The following is a 16,259-nucleotide window of genomic DNA, read 5'->3' as shown; positions in this document are numbered from 1 at the left end:
CACGAGCCGGCCGCTCACGCGGGGTTCTCACGCGGGTTTGCTCACGCGGGTTTGCTCACGCGGGCCGGGAGGCCACCAGCACACCGATCCTGTCGATGCGGTGCTCGGGATTGTCGTAGGCGTCGCGCCAGAAGTTCCCGGCCGCGTCGTCCTCCGGGGTCGCGCAGGTGGAGAGGGTGATCATCGCCCGGGTCGGCTTCTCTCCCGGTTCGCCGGGCACCTCGGCCCGCTGCTCGGCGAGCGAGCGCTCGGACCGGAAGGACGTCTGCCGGGTCTCGGTGATGCGGTACTCGTACACCGTGCCGCCCTCGGTGACGAGGACGGAGTCACCCTTCTCCAGGGACGGCAGGTCCCGGAGCGGGCCCCCGGCGGAGAGCCGGTGGGCCGTCACGAGGTAGTTCCCGGTCTCGCCCGGCCCGACACCGCCCTTCTCCCCGTACGGGCTGGCGGCCACGCCACGGTTCTGGATCCGCGTCCCGGGCCCGTCGTCCGTCGTGCCCTCGTACGGGACCACGCGCAGGTCCGTCACGCCGATCGACGGGATGGTGAGCTCCGCGGTCGCCGTACGGGGGTCGGTCCGGTCGGACGGGACCCGGGCGGAGAGGCCCTCGGCGGCCGGCGCGGCCGCCGGCGCCGGGGGAGGCCCGGTGGCGGCCACCGCGGCCGGGCCGCCGGCTGCCAGCAGGACGACGGCCGCACCCGCGAGGGCACGGGGGACGCCTCGGAATCCAGGGGGAAGACGCATGGCGGAATCCGGATCGGTGGCTGATGGTGCCGGTCGCGGGCCCTGTGACACGGCCCGCGCCCTTCCAGTACACCACCGGTCACGGGATCGCGTCGGGTGTGCCGAGCAGCTCCCGCACCTCCTCGGCGTCCAGCTCCGTGAGTTCCTCCCCCACGAGCAGCCAGCGGGTGATGCCGACCGACTCCAGGAAGGCCAGATCGTGGCCGGCGATCAGCAGTGCTCCCTCGTAGGACTCGAGCGCGGTCGTCAGCTGCCGCACGCTCGCCAGATCCAGGTTGTTGGTCGGCTCGTCCAGCATCAGCAGCTGCGGGGCCGGTGTGGCGAGCAGGGTCGCCGCGAGGGCGGCGCGGAAGCGTTCGCCGCCCGAGAGGGTGGCTGCCGGCTGCTCGGCCCGTGCTCCCTTGAAGAGGAAGCGGGCGAGCTGCGACCGGATCTCGTTGTCGGTGGTCCCGGGCGCCACGCGGGCCACGTTCGCGGCGACGGTCAGCCCGTCGTCCAGCACGTCGAGCCGCTGCGGCAGGAAGCGCAGCGGCACATGCACCCTGGCCTCGCCGGACTCCGGCGGGAGCTCCCCGGTGAGGGTGCGCAGCAGCGTCGTCTTGCCCGCCCCGTTGCGCCCGACGAGCGCGATGCGCTCCGGCCCCTGCACGTGGAGTCCGCCCTCGCGCAGAGCGCCGAAGCGGGGGGTGAGTCCTCGCACGCTCAGGACCGTGCGGCCCGCGGGGACGGCGGTGTGGGGGAGCCGCACCCGGATCTCCGCGTCGTCCCGGATCGCCTCCTCCGCCGTGTCGAGCCGCTCCCGCGCCTCCTGGAGCCGGTCCTCGTGCAGACCGCGGAGCTTGCCCGCCGACTCCTGGGAGGACCGCTTGTGCGCGCCCGCCACGATCCTCGGCGCGCGCCGCTGGGCGTCCATCTTCTTGTTGTGCCGCTGACGGCGGGCCACCTTGGTCCGGGCCTCCTCCAGCTCGCGCTTCTGACGGCGTACGTCGGACTCGGCGGCCCGCACCATGCGCCCGGCCGCTTCCTGCTGGGTGGTCAGCGCCTCCTCGTAGGCCGACCAGCCGCCGCCGTACCAGCTCACCGAACCGGCACGCAGGTCCGCGATGCGGTCCACCCGTTCCAGCAGGTCACGGTCGTGGCTGACCACGACCAGCACGCCGGACCGCCAGGACTCGACGGCTTCGTACAGCCGCCGGCGCGCGAACACGTCGAGGTTGTTGGTCGGCTCGTCCAGCAGCAGGACGTCGGGCCGTTCCAGCAGCAGCGCGGCCAGCCGCAGCAGCACGGTCTCGCCGCCGGACAGCTGGCCCACGGTGCGGTCGAGACCGACCTCACCGAGGCCCAGCGATCCCAGGGTCGCCAGCGCCCGCTCCTCGACGTCCCAGTCGTCACCGACCGTCTCGAAGTGCTCCTCGGCGACGTCGCCGGCCTCGATGGCGCGCAGCGCCGTACGCCGCGCGGTGATGCCGAGCGCGTCCTCGACGCGGAGGCCGGTGTCGAGGGTGAGGTTCTGAGGGAGGTAGGCGAGCCGTCCGCCGACGGTCACCGAGCCGGCGGCCGGCTGAAGGCGGCCGGCCAGCAGCCGGAGCAGGGTGGACTTGCCGGAGCCGTTGGTCCCGACGAGCCCGGTGCGGCCGCGGCCGATGCTGAGGGACAGCCCGTCGAAGACCTCGGTGCCGTCCGGCCACCGGAAGGACAGGGCGGAGCAGGTGAGGGAGGCGGCGGGAACGGTGGGATGAGACATGTGGTCCTCGCAGTCGCAAGCGTGTGAACAGGGGCTTCGTGTGCGAGCACCACGCGGCGACCGGCCGGGAGAGGAAAGGGTGCGGTCCTCCGGAGAGACGGGGGACGGCTCATGCACCGAGGTCGCATCCACGCGGTGGGTCACGGGGCGGCAGGAAAGCCGACAGGGCGTGACGGGCTACGGCAGGGGCCGTACCGCGCGATGATCGCGGACCTCAGATGCGCAACGTCCACCTCTATCGGAGACAACAGGACTCGAAAACTGTACACCGCGCTCCGTCCGGACGGGGGTGAACACCGGGCCGTCGGGGCTCGGGGCGGCCGGGTAGGCCCTCTTGACGCACGACTGCGGACGTCCATAGCGTCTGCTCGCCCAATCGCAAGACCGTTCGAAACTTTCGGTTCCGCGAAGTGACCACGTGGGGCCGGCGTGAACACACGCCACCAGCCGCCCCACCCGCCCGACGTGCCGCCGAGTCCGTCCCGGTGCGGCACCCGCATACCGACCCGCCCCAGGAGACACCCGCATGAGACCGCACTCCGCAGCCTCTCCGGCAACCTCGGACCTCTCAGGCCCCTCGGGCCCCGCCCGCCACGCAGGCTTACGGGCGCGCCGGAGCGCCCGCCGTCTGGTGGCCGTGCTGACCGGGGCTCTGCTCCTGGCGGCCGCTCCGGCCACCTCCGCCGAGCCGGCGCACCGTGGCGACAACTCCTCCTCCTGGACCGGGACGTGGGCCGCGGCGCCCACTGCGGCCCCGGCCTCGGACACCACGGCGTTCGAGAACGAGACGATCCGCCAGACCGTCCGCACGAGCATCGGCGGCGACCGGGTCCGGATCCGGCTGTCGAACGAATTCGGCAGCGGCCCGCTGGTCGTCGGTGAGGCCCGTGTCGCCCGCCCGGCCACCGGCGGGCCCTCCTCCCGGATCGACCCGCGTACCGACCGGCCGCTCACCTTCGGCGGCCGCACCGCGGTGACCGTCCCCGCGGGTGCCCCGCTGCTCAGCGACCCGGTCGCCCTGAAGGTGCCCGCCGGGACCGACCTCGTGGTGAGCATCCACCTGCCCGGACCCACCCCGGGATCGACGCTCCACTCGATGGCGCTGCAGCACAACCACGTGGCGGCCGGGAACGTCACCGGCCGGGCCGTCATCGAGCCGACCTCGACCATGGACCGCTGGTACTTCCTGACCGGCGTGAGCGTGAGCACGGCCCGTTCCTCCTCGGCCGTCGTCACGCTGGGCGACTCCATCACCGACGGGGCCGACACCGGCGTCGACGCCAACCACCGCTGGCCCGACTTCCTCGCGGAGCGGCTGCGGGCCTCCGCCGGTCCCGACGCCGTGGGCGTGCTCAACCAGGGCATCAGCGGTAACCGCCTCCTGCACGACCCCAACCCGCCCGCCGGCTCGGACGCCGAGAACTTCGCGGCGTACTTCGGCCAGAGCGCCCTGCGCCGCTTCGACCGCGACGTCGCCTCCCAGCCCGGAGCCGAACACCTCGTCGTACTTCTCGGTGTGAACGACCTCGGCCATCCCGGCACCGTCGCCCCGGAGTCGGAACGGGTCACGGCGGCGGACCTCATCGGTGCCCACCGCCAGATCATCGCCCGGGCACACGAGCGGGGCCTCAAGGCCTACGGGGGCACGGTCCTGCCCTTCAAGAACGACACCCTGGGCTTCTACACGCCGGAGAACGAGGCAGCCCGGCAGGCCCTCAACCACTGGATCCGCACCGGGGGTGAATACGACGCGGTGATCGACTTCGACAGGGCGCTGCGCGACCCGTCCGACCCGCAGCGTCTCCTGGCCCGCTACGACAGCGGCGACCACCTCCACCCCAACGACGCCGGGGCGGAGGCGATGGCCCGGGCCGTGCCCCTGCGCCTCCTGCGCTGAGGCCCCGCCGCGCAGGCGTGGCGTACGGGGGGCACGGCGGCCGGTCACCCGCCGTGCCCGTGGTCCCGGGTCAGCGCAGGGACTTGAGCATCTCCGCCCCGAACGGCGTGATCTCCTCGGTGCGGCCGCGCAGGGTCTTCGCGGCCCACTCGGGGTCGGCGATCAGCGCGCGGCCGACGGCGACCATGTCGAACTCGTCGCGCTCGATCCGCTCCAGCAGCTGATCGATGCCGGTGACCGAGGAGCTGTTGCCCTGGAAGGCGCTGAAGAAGTCACCGTCCAGGCCGACCGAGCCGACGGTCACCGTCGGCCTGCCGCTGATCTTCTTGACCCACCCGGCGAGGTTCAGGTCGGAGTCGTCGAACTCGGGCAGCCAGTAGCGGCGGGTGGAGGCGTGGAAGACGTCGACCCCGGCTTCCGCCAGCGGGGTCAGGATGGTGTCCAGCTCCTCGGGTGTCCGTGCGAGCTTCGCCTCGTAGGAGTCCATCTTCCACTGGGACATGCGGAAGAAGAGGGGGAAGGCGTCGGAGACAGCCGCGCGGCACGCCGCCACGATCTCTGCCGCGAAACGGGTGCGCGCGAGGATGCCGCCCCCATAGGCGTCCGTACGGCGGTTGCTGCCCTCCCAGAGGAACTGGTCGATCAGGTAGCCGTGTGCCCCGTGCAGTTCGACACCGTCGAAGCCGAGTCGCTCCGCGGCGGCCGCCGCGTCCGCGAACGCGGCGATGACGTCGTCGAGGTCCTTCTGCGTCATGGCGCGCCCCTTGGGCTCGCCCGACAGGGACAGGCCCGAGGGGCCGACCGGCTCCGCCTCCGCCACGGGCGGGGCGCCCTCGGCGCGCGTGACGCCCACGTGCCACAGCTGGGGGATGACCGCGCCGCCCTCCCGGTGCACGGCGTCCACGACACCCGCCCAGCCCGCCAGCGCGTCCTCGCCGTGGAACCGCGGGACCCTGCCGCTGGTGCCGGCGGAGGCGTGGTCGACGTAGGTGCCCTCGGTGATGATCAGGCCGACGCCTCCGGCGGCCCGGCGTGCGTAGTAGTCCGCCACGTCCTGGCCCGGTACGCCGTTCGGAGAGAACTCCCGGGTCATCGGTGCCATGGCAATCCGGTTGCGCGAGGTCAGCCCGCGGACCGCGAACGGGCGCGAGAGAGCGTCTGCTGCACGGCCTGCATTCTCGTCTGTCACTGCATGTCCTGTTCATGGGTGGGGGCAGGTGCCTCCGTCGCAACATGGGAACGGCCGCGCGGCATCCCGTACCGGTCCCGATGTGGTCAAGCTCTCCCGGCAGCCCTCGAGCCGCGCGGGCGTGCGGAGGGCTTCCCGACCCGTGCGCACCCCCCTTGATCCGGCTCCCGCCATCCAGCAATCTTCGGCGGACGCCGAAGGGTTCGGCGTCCGCACGAAGGGATGGCTGTCCATGACCACCGAGCACACCGGCCTGTACGAGAGCTTCGACGACCGCTTCCGCGCGGGGCGGTGCATGAACGGCGACGACGGTCTCGAGCTCCTGCACACCGGCTGCCGCTGGGCCGAGGGCCCGGTCTACGTGCCCGCCTGGCGACAGCTGGTCTGGAGCGACATCCCGAACGACCGGCTGCTCCGCTGGGACGAGGAGACCGGGGCCGTGAGCGTCTTCCGGCGCACCGCCGGGCACACGAACGGCAACACGCTCGACCGCGAGGGGCGGCTCATCACCTGCGAGCAGGGCAACCGGCGGGTCACGCGGACCGAGCACGACGGCACGGTGACGGTGCTGGCAGACCGCTGGCGGGGCAGGCGTCTGAACAGTCCGAACGACGCGACCGTGAAGTCCGACGGCTCGGTCTGGTTCTCGGACCCGGACTTCGGCATCACCAGCGACTACGAGGGCTATCGCGCCGAGAGCGAGATCGGGTCCAACAACGTCTACCGCATCGACCCGTCCACCGGTGACGTGCGTCTGGTCGCCGACTGTTTCGGCGCACCCAACGGGCTGGTCTTCTCGGCCGACGAGCATCGGCTGTTCGTCTCCGACACGCGGGCCGGCCTCGTCCGGGTCTTCGACGTACGGGACGACGGAACGCTGTCGGACGGCGAGGTCTTCGCGGAGGCCGGAGCACGCGAGGCGGCGCGCTTCGACAACCTCCGCTTCGACGACGGCGGGCGGCTCTGGGTCGCCGCCATGGACGACGGGGTGCACTGCTACGACCCGGACGGCACGCTGATCGGACGGCTCGCCGTTCCGGAGGCGGTGGCCAACATCGCCTGGGGCGGCGCCAAACGCAACCGGCTCTTCCTCACCGCGGAGACGAGTCTCTACTCGGTCGTCATGGGGGTCACGGGGACGCACCCGACGGGCCCGGGCCGCAGGCCATGGCTGGATGCGGGACGGTGAGCCGCGCGAAGACGCCCTGATCCAGGCGTAGTTCACGCCCGTGGTCATCCGCGCGGCGTCGCCGAGCCCCATCGGGATCGTGCACCTGGTGCGAAGCCCGTGTTGCCTCCTGTTACGTCGTGTGTACGCACGGTCAACTGTGTGGCGCGACCATGACACCTTCCCGTGATTCCTTGCTCCGCTCCGACGCACCGCGCGATCGTCTGTGTGGCGTCCGAACCCCCGGACGCCACACCCAGCGGCGCGTCGAACCCCTGGCGCGCCACCGTCCGAGGAGGACCTCTCGATGGCAGCAGTGCGTAACACCAAGAGGCGTGTCGCCGCGGCGATCGCAGCCGCGACGACCGTGGCACTGGCGGTCGGCGCGGGTGCCTTACCCGCTCAGGCGGCCCAGCCCGAGGGCAGAGTCCTGCACGCCGGTGCGGCCGGTGCGGTACCCGGAAGCTACATCGTCACGCTCAAGCAGACGTCCGGGTTCAAGGCGTCCGCCGCCGAGGGCAAGCAGCTGATAGCCGACCACGGCGGCACGATCAAGCGCACCTACACGTCGGCGTTGAACGGCTACGCCGCCACGCTCAGCAGCACCGAGGCCAAGCGGCTCGCCGCCGATCCGGCGGTCGCCTCGGTCGAGCAGGACCAGAAGGTCCACTCGACCGCCACCCAGACCAACGCGCCCTGGGGCCTCGACCGGATCGACCAGACCAACCTCCCGCTGAGCGGCACGTACACCTACCCGGACACGGGCGGCAGCGGCGCGACCGTGTACGTCCTCGACACCGGCGTACGCATCACCCACCAGGAGATCAGCGGCCGGGCTTCCTACGGTTACGACTTCGTCGACAACGACACCACCGCCCAGGACGGCGCGGGCCACGGCACCCATGTCGCCACGACCGTCGCCGGAACCACCTACGGCGTCGCCAAGAAGGCGAAGATCGTCGCGGTGCGGGTCCTCGGCAACGACGGATCCGGCACCACCGCCGGGGTCATAGCGGGTGTCGACTGGATCACCGCCAACCACGTCGCCAACTCCGTCGCCAACGTCTCGCTCGGCGGCGGGGCCAGCACCACGCTGGACAACGCGGTGCGCCGGTCGATCACCTCCGGGGTCACCTACTCCATCGCGGCCGGCAACTCGGGTGCACCGGCCTCCGGTTACTCACCGGCCCGGGTCACCACCGCGATCACGGTCGGTGCCACGACCAGGACCGACGCCAGGGCCACGTACTCGAACCACGGCCCCGTCGTGGACATCTTCGCGCCCGGCTCCGCCATCACGGCAGGATGGAACACCTCGGACACCGCCACCTACACCGGCAACGGCACCTCCTTCGCCGCACCGCACGTCTCCGGTGCCGCCGCGGTCTACCTGACGAGCCACCCCGGCGCCGCTCCGGCGACCGTGGCCTCGGCACTGGTGAACGGCGCCACGCCCGACGTCCTCACCGGCGTCGGGACCGGCTCCCCGAACAAGCTCCTCAAGCTCGTCCCGTAACCACCGGACGGGCCGGGGACACGCACGGGGCGCGCCCCTCGTACGTGTCCCCGGCCGACGTCGTTCCGGAGGCCCCACACGGCTCACCACCGGATCGGGCAGTCCTCGGAAGAGAACTCGCCCACCGCCGTGTTCTCCACTTCCTCGAGCTCCCGGACGTAGGGAGGAACATCCGGAAGCGGCGTGCAGAACGTGACGTAGGCCGTGAGGAGGCAGTCGTCGGTATCGGCGTACGACAGCGACGGCGTACGACAGCGACACGTAGGCCCTCACCTGAGTGTCACCGAACTGCTCCCGAGCGCTCGACAGACAGGCACAGACGTAGGCCAGGCACCGCCGGACGAGGAGAGGCGTGCGCTCCGCCGGCGCGACGGGGAGGTCGTGGTCGGTCATCCCTCTGCCGTTGACCGTGGTCTCTTCCACGAGCCGGTCGGAGTGGCGGGCGGGAGTCTCCGGAGACAGGCCGGCCAGCACGCGTCCACCGGCGGCCGTGAAGGTCCATCCCCGCTCCGCGACCTCACGGAACGGGGGAGGGATGTCCCGAGGGGTCAGGCCTTCGACGTCCGTCTCCTCCAGGAGCGCCCGCATCCAGGGGTTGCTTCGCACGACCAGCCCTCGCCGAGCGCGGCGATCCCCTTCCGGCCGCTGTGACGGAGCCCGTGTCCCCCGACGGCACTCCCGACGCCGCGTGCAGGTCAAACAAAGCCGGAAACGGCCGGGCACGGGCGGGAGCCCTGACAGTACCGGGTGTCCGGCGGCGCGGTCCGGCGTGACGCTGCCGAGCGACGACACGCGCCCGCGGCAGCGCCCCCGCCCCTGGGCGCCGTGGAAGGATCTCGGCGGGCCGGACGGCCGGCCGGACCGGATCGGAACTCGCCACGTGGGAGAAGAGATGTCGCTTCCGGACCCGGGGCGGGAGGCCGCAGCGGCGGCGGCGGTCGGCTTCGACCTCGGCGAATGCGTCCGGGAGCCCATTCACCTGCTGGGCAGGATCCAGTCCCACGGCACCCTGCTCGCGGTGGAGGCCGACACCGGCATCGTGGACACCGCGGCCCTGAACACCGGCTCCCTGCTGGGTGTCGCGGCCCAGGAACTGGTCGGCGGACACGTCACCCGGGTGCTGTCCCCCGAGGCCTGGGCCGAGGCCCTCGACGAGGCCGGCGCTCAGCAGGAGGCCGTCGGCCTCGTTCTTCCCGTCTCCATCGACGTGGCGGGTGCGCCCCGGATGTTCGACATGACCGCCCACCGGCAGGGGCCCCTGCTGGTTCTGGAGTGCGAGCCGCGAGCCGACGCGGCGCCGCACTTCCCCCACTTCTACCAGGGCGTACGCCGAGCCCTGACCCGGCTCCGGTCGTCGGCGACCGCAGCCGAGTGCTGTCAGGCCGCCACCCGTGAGGTCCGGGCGCTGACCGGCTTCGACCGGGTGGTCGCCTACCGCTTCGACGGAGGGGACGGGCCGGGGGAGGTGGTCGCGGAGGCGCTCACCGACGGGCACGAACCCTGGCTGGGGCTCTGGTTCCCCGCCAGTGACATCCCGCCCCAGGCGAGGCGGCTCTACCGCGACAACTGGATCCGGGCGATCGCCGACGTCGACGACATCGGTGTGGGCCTGCACCCCCCGCTCCGAGCCGGCTCGGGCCTGCCGCTCGACCTGTCGGGCTCCGTACTGCGGACCGTGTCCGGCTTCCATCTGGAGTACCTGCGGAACATCGGGGTGAAGTCGTCGATGTCGGTGAGCGTCCTGCGGGAGGGCGAGCTCTGGGGGCTCATCGCCTGCCACGGCGACGCCGCGATCACCATCTCCCCGGAACTGCGGGCGGCGTGCGAGTTCTTCGGCGTGGCCTTCTCACTCCAGCTCGCAGCCATCGAGGAACGAGAGCGGGCCGAGGCGCTCACCGCGTCCCGCGCCCGCCTCGACCGGATCATCTCCCGGGTCACCTCCGATCTGGAGGACTCGCTGGCAGGCGAGTACGCCCTGCGGACCCTGCTGGACGCCGACGGTGCCGCGCTCTGCCGTGGCGACCGCAGCGCCGTCAGCGGGATGAGCGTCCCGCCCGCTCTGCTGGAGACCCTGCGGGCACGCGCGGCAGGTCCGGCGCCGGGCACGGTCTGGAGCACGGACCGTCTGTCCGAGGAACCGGACCACCCCGGCGGCGACGACACGGCGGGGGGCGGGCCGGCGGGGGTGCTGATGGTGACGCTGAGCCGTTCGGGTGACTTCCTCGCCTGGTTCCGCAGGGCCCGGCCCGCCACCCGCCGCTGGGCCACCGACCCGTCCCGGCCCGTCCGGGTCGGACCGCGCGGCGAACGGCTCACCCCCCGCGGCTCAGGTGCCGTCTTCCGCGCGGTGGTACGAGGCCGGAGCCTGCCCTGGACACCGGCCGACCGCGCCGTCGCACAGGAACTCTGGCGCGCGCTGACCGGACTCGTACTCCGGCACGAGGCCGAACTGGCGGCGCTGAACGAACGGCTGCGCGTCACCAACGCCGACCTCGACTCCTTCGCCCACGTGGCGGCCCATGACCTCAAGGAACCGCTGCGGGGCATCTCCAACGCCGCGACCTTCGTCCTCGAGGACGCGGGGGCGGACCTCGACCCGACGACCGTGCGCCGGACCCTCACCGTGCGGCGACTGGCCGGCCGGATGGACGACCTGCTCAACTCGCTGCTGCACTTCGCCCGGCTGGGCCGCGGCGGACTGCACCGCACCCGTGTGCCACTGGACCGGGTGCTGGACGCGGCACTCGACGTGGCCGGTGAAAGGCTGGCCGAGGCGCACGTACGGGTCGTCCGGCATGACCTGCCCGAGGTGTACGCCGACGAGTACCGGCTCTACGAGGTCCTGGTCAACCTCCTGGTGAACGCCGCCAAGTACGCCGCGGACGAGGGCGACCGCCGGGTCGAGATCCTGGTCGACATGCTCCGCCCGCCGACGGGCGGCGACCGGCAGCAGACGGTCGTCGTCCGCGACAACGGCATCGGCATTCCGGCCGACCGCCGGCGTGAGGTCTTCGAGCTGTTCCGCAGACTGCACGGGCAGGGCGAGCGCGGTGGCGGCACCGGCGTGGGGCTCGCGATCGTCAAGCGGATCGTCGAGAGGCACGGGGGCGAGCTGTGGCTGGAGAGCGAACCGGGCCACGGAACCAGCTTCTTCTTCACCCTCGGTCAGGAAGGCGGCTGAGGGGGACTGCCCCCGCCTCCGTCCGCGCCGCCGCCTCCGTCCGCGCCGCCGCCTCCGTCCGCGCCGCCACCTCCGTCCGCGCCGCCGCCTCCGTCCGCGCCGGCGTCCCCGTCCGCGCCGGCGTCCCCGTCCGCGCCGCCGTCCCCGCCCTTGGCCTTCCTCTGCCAGTAGTCCACAGCCCCCTTCAGCACGGTGCGGAAGAGCTCGAAGTTCACCGGCTTGTAGATGTAGCTGTCGGCGCCCGCCGCATAGGTGGTGTCGACCTCGTCCGGTGAGGTGGACGACGTGAAGGCAACCACGGTCACGCCGTCGAGTTCGGGCCGGGAACGGATCGACCGCAGCACCTCGCCTCCGCCGACACCGGGCAGTTTCAGGTCCAGGAGGACGAGCCCCGGCCGCCGGGCGGCTTCCAGCAACCGCTCGGCGACCCCGGTGCCCCGGTCGGTGAACTCCAGCGCCAGGCCCGGGTGGGTACGCCCGAGCGCCCGCTGGATGGCCTCGGCGTCCTCCTCCGAGTCCTCGACCACCCAGACGAGGTCGTGGTCGATCCTCGGCTCCCCGGCGGCCCCGCTCATGCGGCCACCCCCGCGTGGGCGACGAGCACGGCGATGTCGTCGGCGCCCGTCGCCCGGAACTCCACAGCGGCCTCCGCCAGCCGCTCGGCGAACCCTCGCGGCTCGCCCGCTCCCTGCCGCGCCACCGCGTCCCGCAGACGGGATTCGAAGAACGTCCCGTCAGCCGCTCTCGCCTCGGTCACTCCGTCGGTGAACAGCACCAGCGCGTCGCCGGGCGTCACATGCGCCGACCCGGACCCGTACTCGATGTCCTCCAGCACACCCAGCAGGTCCCCGTGGGCCGGGAGCTCCTCCACGGCGCCGTCCGCACGCCGCAGCAGGGGCGCCGGATGACCGGCACTCCAGTAGCGCAGGTGGAATCCCTTCCCGTCGGGCACCAGCACCGCGACGAGCGCGGTCACGAAACGGCTCGTGCCCTCCCTGAGCAGCGCCTGGTTCAGCCGCCCCAGGGCGTGCTCGGGCGGTCTGCCGTCCTCGATCAGGGTGCGGAGGGTATGGCGGGCCAGACCCGTGAGCGCGGCGGCCTCCGCCCCGCGGCCGCAGACGTCACCGATGAGGAGCGTGACCTCGCCCTGAGCCCCCGGGACGGCGTCGTAGAAGTCACCGCCCACGTCGAGCGAGGCGTCGCCCACTTCGTACGCCGAACTCAGCGTGAGGCCCGGAGTCCTCGGAAGCCCGCTCGGCAGCAGGTGCCGCTGGAGGGAGACCACGTGGCGGCGCCGCTGTTCGTACAGGGTGCTGCTGTCGATGGCCAGCGCGGCGCGGTCGGCGAGGCCGGCGAGGAACCGCGGGGCCTCTTCGGCGATGTCCACCCGGTGGTAGAGGAACGTCAGTGTCCCCAGGGTCCGCCCCCGGGCCTTGAGCGGATTCACACTCAGCGAGCGCACGGCCCGCCCCGCCCCGGACGCGGTGGCCCCGAAGGGCCCGCCCGCCAGCTCGTCACCTCTCAGCACCAGCCCCTGCCCGCCGTCGACGACCCGGCGCAGCACATCCGCCAGCCATGGATCCTCGTCCGCGACCACGCCGAGCCACTCCTGTTCGCGGGCGTCCATGTGCGTGGAGGCCACGGGCGTCAGTCCGCCGGAACGGCACAGATGCAGGAGACACCCCTCGGCCACCGCGGGAACCGCCATCCGGGCGACCCGCCGCGAGGTCTTCTCCACATCGAGGCTCGAATCCATCTGCAACGAGGCCTCCGCCAGGAAGGCGTCACTCACCTGGCGCATCTCGTCCCTGCGGCGAGCCGTGATGCGCCTGTCGGAGACCACGGTGACCTCGGCGACCTGCTTCAGCCGGGTCCGCAGCGTCCTGTCGATCGCACCGATGCCGGCGGTGCCCACCATGAACGATGCCAGGTCACCCTGGCCCAGCGGTACGGTGCACCCGGCCACGGCCCGCGCACCGGCTGCCAGCAGGACCTGGACGTGCGGCATGCCGGCGTCGAGCTCCGACACCTCGTGGACCGTCACGACCGGCTCGCCCTTCGGGGCCCGGGCGGCACCGCGCGCACCACAGTCCTGCTCGATCTCCACGAGGGCCGGCGTCGGTTCCGCACGCGTGACGCTCCGCAGGTAGTGCAGCAGCCCGCCGGTCCACCGGGCGCCGACGACGGCCACCACACCGGGCATGCCGAGCAGCATGCCGTAGAGGGAATCGGCCAGCCCCGTCACGTCCTGCGCGCGGTCGGCGACACTCCACAGCTCATGCAGACGGCCGGACCACCATCCGTCGTCCGCCTGGCGGGCGGGCTGCCCCTCGCGCTGCTCCACCGCTGTTCCGCCGTTCCGTAGAACTGCTGCCGGCACCGGCCCATCACGGGAAACGCTATGTCACGACAGGGCAGCGCGCTCGAAGGCACGGTCCCTCCGGTGGACGGACGGACCGTGCGCCGGGAGGCCGAGGCCGGTGGTCACGGGGCCCGCACCCGTATGCGCGCCGTTCTCGGCGTTCGTCATCCGGCGCCCCGGCCGTTCCCACCCCCGGACCCCTCGCGGACGCGCGGTGCCGGGGGCCTGCCGGCACAGGTCGTCCGGCCTCCCGCCGACAGCCGGTCCACAGCCGTCGGGAAGATCCGCGGCGATCACGGGAGTGCCGTGCCCACGTCACGGGACCAGGGACAGCGGGTCCAGGGACAGAGGGTAGGGCCGGCCGGCCCGGTCCACGGCCTCCGAGGCCGATTCGGCCCTGAGCCAACCGGATATGAGTGGGCGTCACGCCGCACAGGCGTCCCCCTCGGTGCGGGTGGGTCCCGCGTCCGCCGCCCGGGGAGGCGCCGGAGGCGTAAGGGCCGCCAGGCAGGAGCATGTGGTGTTCCTCACAGCGAAAGCACAGACAGGGGAAGCAACTGCGCCGTTTGGTCATTTCTGTCTGACCCGGTGTAGTGGTGCAGGCCGGAAAAGGTGAAGAAATCGTGACCGTGGGCCGTTGTCCGACCATACGATCACTTCGTGTCGCATCTGCGTGCCCCATTCCGCTGCGGCCCCTTCTTTTCTTTTTCGGACCCCGAAGGGCTCTTGTGAAGATTCGCCGGATTCTCGCCACAGCTGTCGCCGCCGCGGTGACCACGCCCGTCCTGCTGCTGTCGGTCACCCCCGCGTTCGCCGACGACAAGCCGGCGGCGCAGACGCAGGAGAAGCCGTCCCTCGCGGAGCTGGAAAAGGCCGCCGCCGCGGCGAAGGCGGCCTACGACGACGCCGTGGCGGCCGAGAGCGCCGCCTACGCGGCTCTGGAGGCGCTCGCGTCCGACACCACCCCCCTGGCCCTGGCAGCAGCAGCCGCCGAGGCCGAGGCAGCCGCCGCCGCCACCGCGAAGGCTGACGCCGACCAGGCGGTCACCGACGCCCAGGCGGTGCTCGACGCCCTGCCGGAGGACGCCACCGAGGAGCAGAGGATCGCCGCGGAGGCGACTCTGACGGAGGCGGAGACTGCCGCCGTGGCCGCCGGTGAGGCCGAGGCCGCGGCCGATGCCAAGGTCGTGGAGGCCTATGACGCGCTCGACGACGAGCGGGTCGCCGCGGCCCGGAAGCTGGTCCAGGCGCAGAAGGCCACCGAGGCGGCACTCGCCGACAAGAACGCCGCCGACGAAGCGCTGGAAAAGGCCAAGGAGGAAGCGGCCGAAGAGGGTGAGGACGGCGAGGAGGGCGAGGGCGATGAGGGCTGCGTCCTGGAGCCCAGGCTCACCACGGTCCTCACGGGTCTGCCGTCCACGGTCGTCGCCGGCACGAAGGTCGACCTCAATCTCCGGGTGACCAACGGCACCGACAAGACGATGGACGAGGTGCTTCCGTTCGCGTACATCCACGCGTCCGACAGGAGCGGGCTCAACGACATCGACGACCTGGTGCACCTGCAGTGGTTGTCGGCCTCGTCCTCGAAGTGGAAGACCGTCGACAACGAGCGCTTCATGGACGGCATCAGCCCGCTGAAGGCCGGTGCCCACGCCGACGTGAAGATGCGCCTCACGATCGACGCCTCCGCCCCCGCGGGCGACGGCGTCACCTTCGTCGCCGGTGACTACCGCAACGACGACGGCGCGTGCGGCGGGAGCCCGGACCTGGAGGGTTACGAGTTCCTGATCGCCGCCGCGGGCAGCAAGCCCACGAAGACCGACGACGCCAAGGCCGGCACCACCCCGGACCTCAAGCCGCAGAGCGGTACGTCCGCCGGCCCCGTCACCGGCACCCTCGCCGCCACGGGCTCGTCCTCGACGTCGCAGCTCGCCCTCGCGAGCGGCGCGGCCCTGGCGATCGGTGCGGGCGCGGTGTTCGTCGTACGCCGTCGCGAGACCGGGTCCCACGCCTGACGCGCGAGCCGGGGCGCCGACCAGGCACCCCGGCCAGGCGCTGACCTCCGGCGGGCCCGACACCACGCGGTGTCGGGCCCGCCGCCGTCACAGGTCCTCCGGTGTCCCGTCGACAGCCGGTCGCGGTCCTCGGGCAGAGCTGGCGCGACGGCGGGTGGCCGTACGCCGCTCGAGGCACGACCGGATCGACGCGGCCGGGGCCGTAGGCCAGGGCGGACCGCTCCGCAGCCACGACCTCGGTGGAGTACCGGGGTTCTTCCTCACTCACCAGCGAGCCATTGTCGAGCAGGGACCCCCGATGGTCCGCGGCGGCTGTGTGCAAGGGGCCTTCCGACCCGGGTTCGCAGGCCCCCATGAGGTCGCCGTCCGCTTGTCCGCTCGGGGATGTCGGCGAAGGCCGACACACCCGACGAGGTGCCCCCCTCGACGACCCGAACGGTGT

General features: G+C 72.5%; 9 protein-coding genes and 1 pseudogene. 5 read left to right on the top strand and 5 right to left on the bottom strand.

Features of this window, described 5'->3' with window-relative positions; translation table 11 throughout:
* Positions 1-55: 55 nt before the first annotated feature.
* Positions 56-745, bottom strand: coding sequence for a class E sortase (locus OO67_RS01100; protein WP_033296644.1), 690 nt, complete (start codon positions 743-745; stop codon positions 56-58).
* A 79-nt stretch (positions 746-824) separates the two neighbouring features.
* A complete protein-coding gene (locus OO67_RS41000) occupies positions 825-2,489 on the bottom strand; it encodes an ABC-F family ATP-binding cassette domain-containing protein (protein WP_033296643.1) in 1,665 nt (554 codons plus the stop codon).
* Positions 2,490-3,015: 526 nt separating this feature from the next.
* Between OO67_RS41000 and OO67_RS01090 the strand changes: the two genes are divergently transcribed.
* The gene (locus OO67_RS01090; protein ID WP_051709059.1) at positions 3,016-4,386 is read left to right on the top strand and encodes an SGNH/GDSL hydrolase family protein; all 1,371 of its coding nucleotides are present in this window, start codon (positions 3,016-3,018) and stop codon (positions 4,384-4,386) included.
* 70 nt (positions 4,387-4,456) lie between these two features.
* Here OO67_RS01090 and OO67_RS01085 read toward each other — a convergent pair whose 3' ends face one another.
* Positions 4,457-5,575 carry an NADH:flavin oxidoreductase gene (locus OO67_RS01085; protein WP_033296641.1) on the bottom strand — a complete coding sequence of 373 codons (1,119 nt, stop codon included), beginning with the start codon at positions 5,573-5,575 and terminating at the stop codon, positions 4,457-4,459.
* Between the two features lie 232 nt (positions 5,576-5,807).
* Between OO67_RS01085 and OO67_RS01080 the strand changes: the two genes are divergently transcribed.
* The 3 genes from OO67_RS01080 to OO67_RS01070 all read left to right on the top strand — a co-directional run bounded on the left by OO67_RS01080 (position 5,808) and on the right by OO67_RS01070 (position 11,440).
* Entirely contained in the window at positions 5,808-6,764 is a 957-nt protein-coding gene (locus OO67_RS01080) for an SMP-30/gluconolactonase/LRE family protein (protein WP_033296640.1), read from the top strand.
* 286 nt (positions 6,765-7,050) lie between these two features.
* On the top strand, positions 7,051-8,259 hold the full coding sequence (locus OO67_RS40415) for a S8 family peptidase (protein WP_033296639.1): 1,209 nt from the start codon (positions 7,051-7,053) through the stop codon (positions 8,257-8,259).
* An 892-nt stretch (positions 8,260-9,151) separates the two neighbouring features.
* The gene (locus OO67_RS01070) at positions 9,152-11,440 is read left to right on the top strand and encodes an ATP-binding protein (RefSeq protein WP_033296638.1); all 2,289 of its coding nucleotides are present in this window, start codon (positions 9,152-9,154) and stop codon (positions 11,438-11,440) included.
* A 134-nt stretch (positions 11,441-11,574) separates the two neighbouring features.
* Here OO67_RS01070 and OO67_RS01065 read toward each other — a convergent pair.
* Together OO67_RS01065 and OO67_RS01060 are read right to left on the bottom strand one after the other, a co-directional pair.
* A pseudogene (locus OO67_RS01065) lies at positions 11,575-12,015 on the bottom strand (response regulator); the annotation flags it as partial.
* Positions 12,012-13,784 carry a PP2C family protein-serine/threonine phosphatase gene (locus OO67_RS01060; RefSeq protein ID WP_033296637.1) on the bottom strand — a complete coding sequence of 591 codons (1,773 nt, stop codon included), beginning with the start codon at positions 13,782-13,784 and terminating at the stop codon, positions 12,012-12,014. The gene OO67_RS01060 and the pseudogene OO67_RS01065, both read right to left, overlap by 4 nt.
* A 746-nt stretch (positions 13,785-14,530) precedes the next feature.
* Here OO67_RS01060 and OO67_RS01055 point away from each other — a divergent pair.
* The gene (locus OO67_RS01055; protein ID WP_033296636.1) at positions 14,531-15,817 is read left to right on the top strand and encodes an LPXTG cell wall anchor domain-containing protein; all 1,287 of its coding nucleotides are present in this window, start codon (positions 14,531-14,533) and stop codon (positions 15,815-15,817) included.
* The last annotated feature ends 442 nt before the right edge of the window (positions 15,818-16,259 follow it).

The organism is Streptomyces atroolivaceus, assembly GCF_000717025.1.
Taxonomy (GTDB): Bacteria; Actinomycetota; Actinomycetes; order Streptomycetales; family Streptomycetaceae; genus Streptomyces; species Streptomyces atroolivaceus.
Note: the sequence above shows the minus strand (reverse complement) of the source record. Positions and strands in the feature narration are given on the sequence as shown.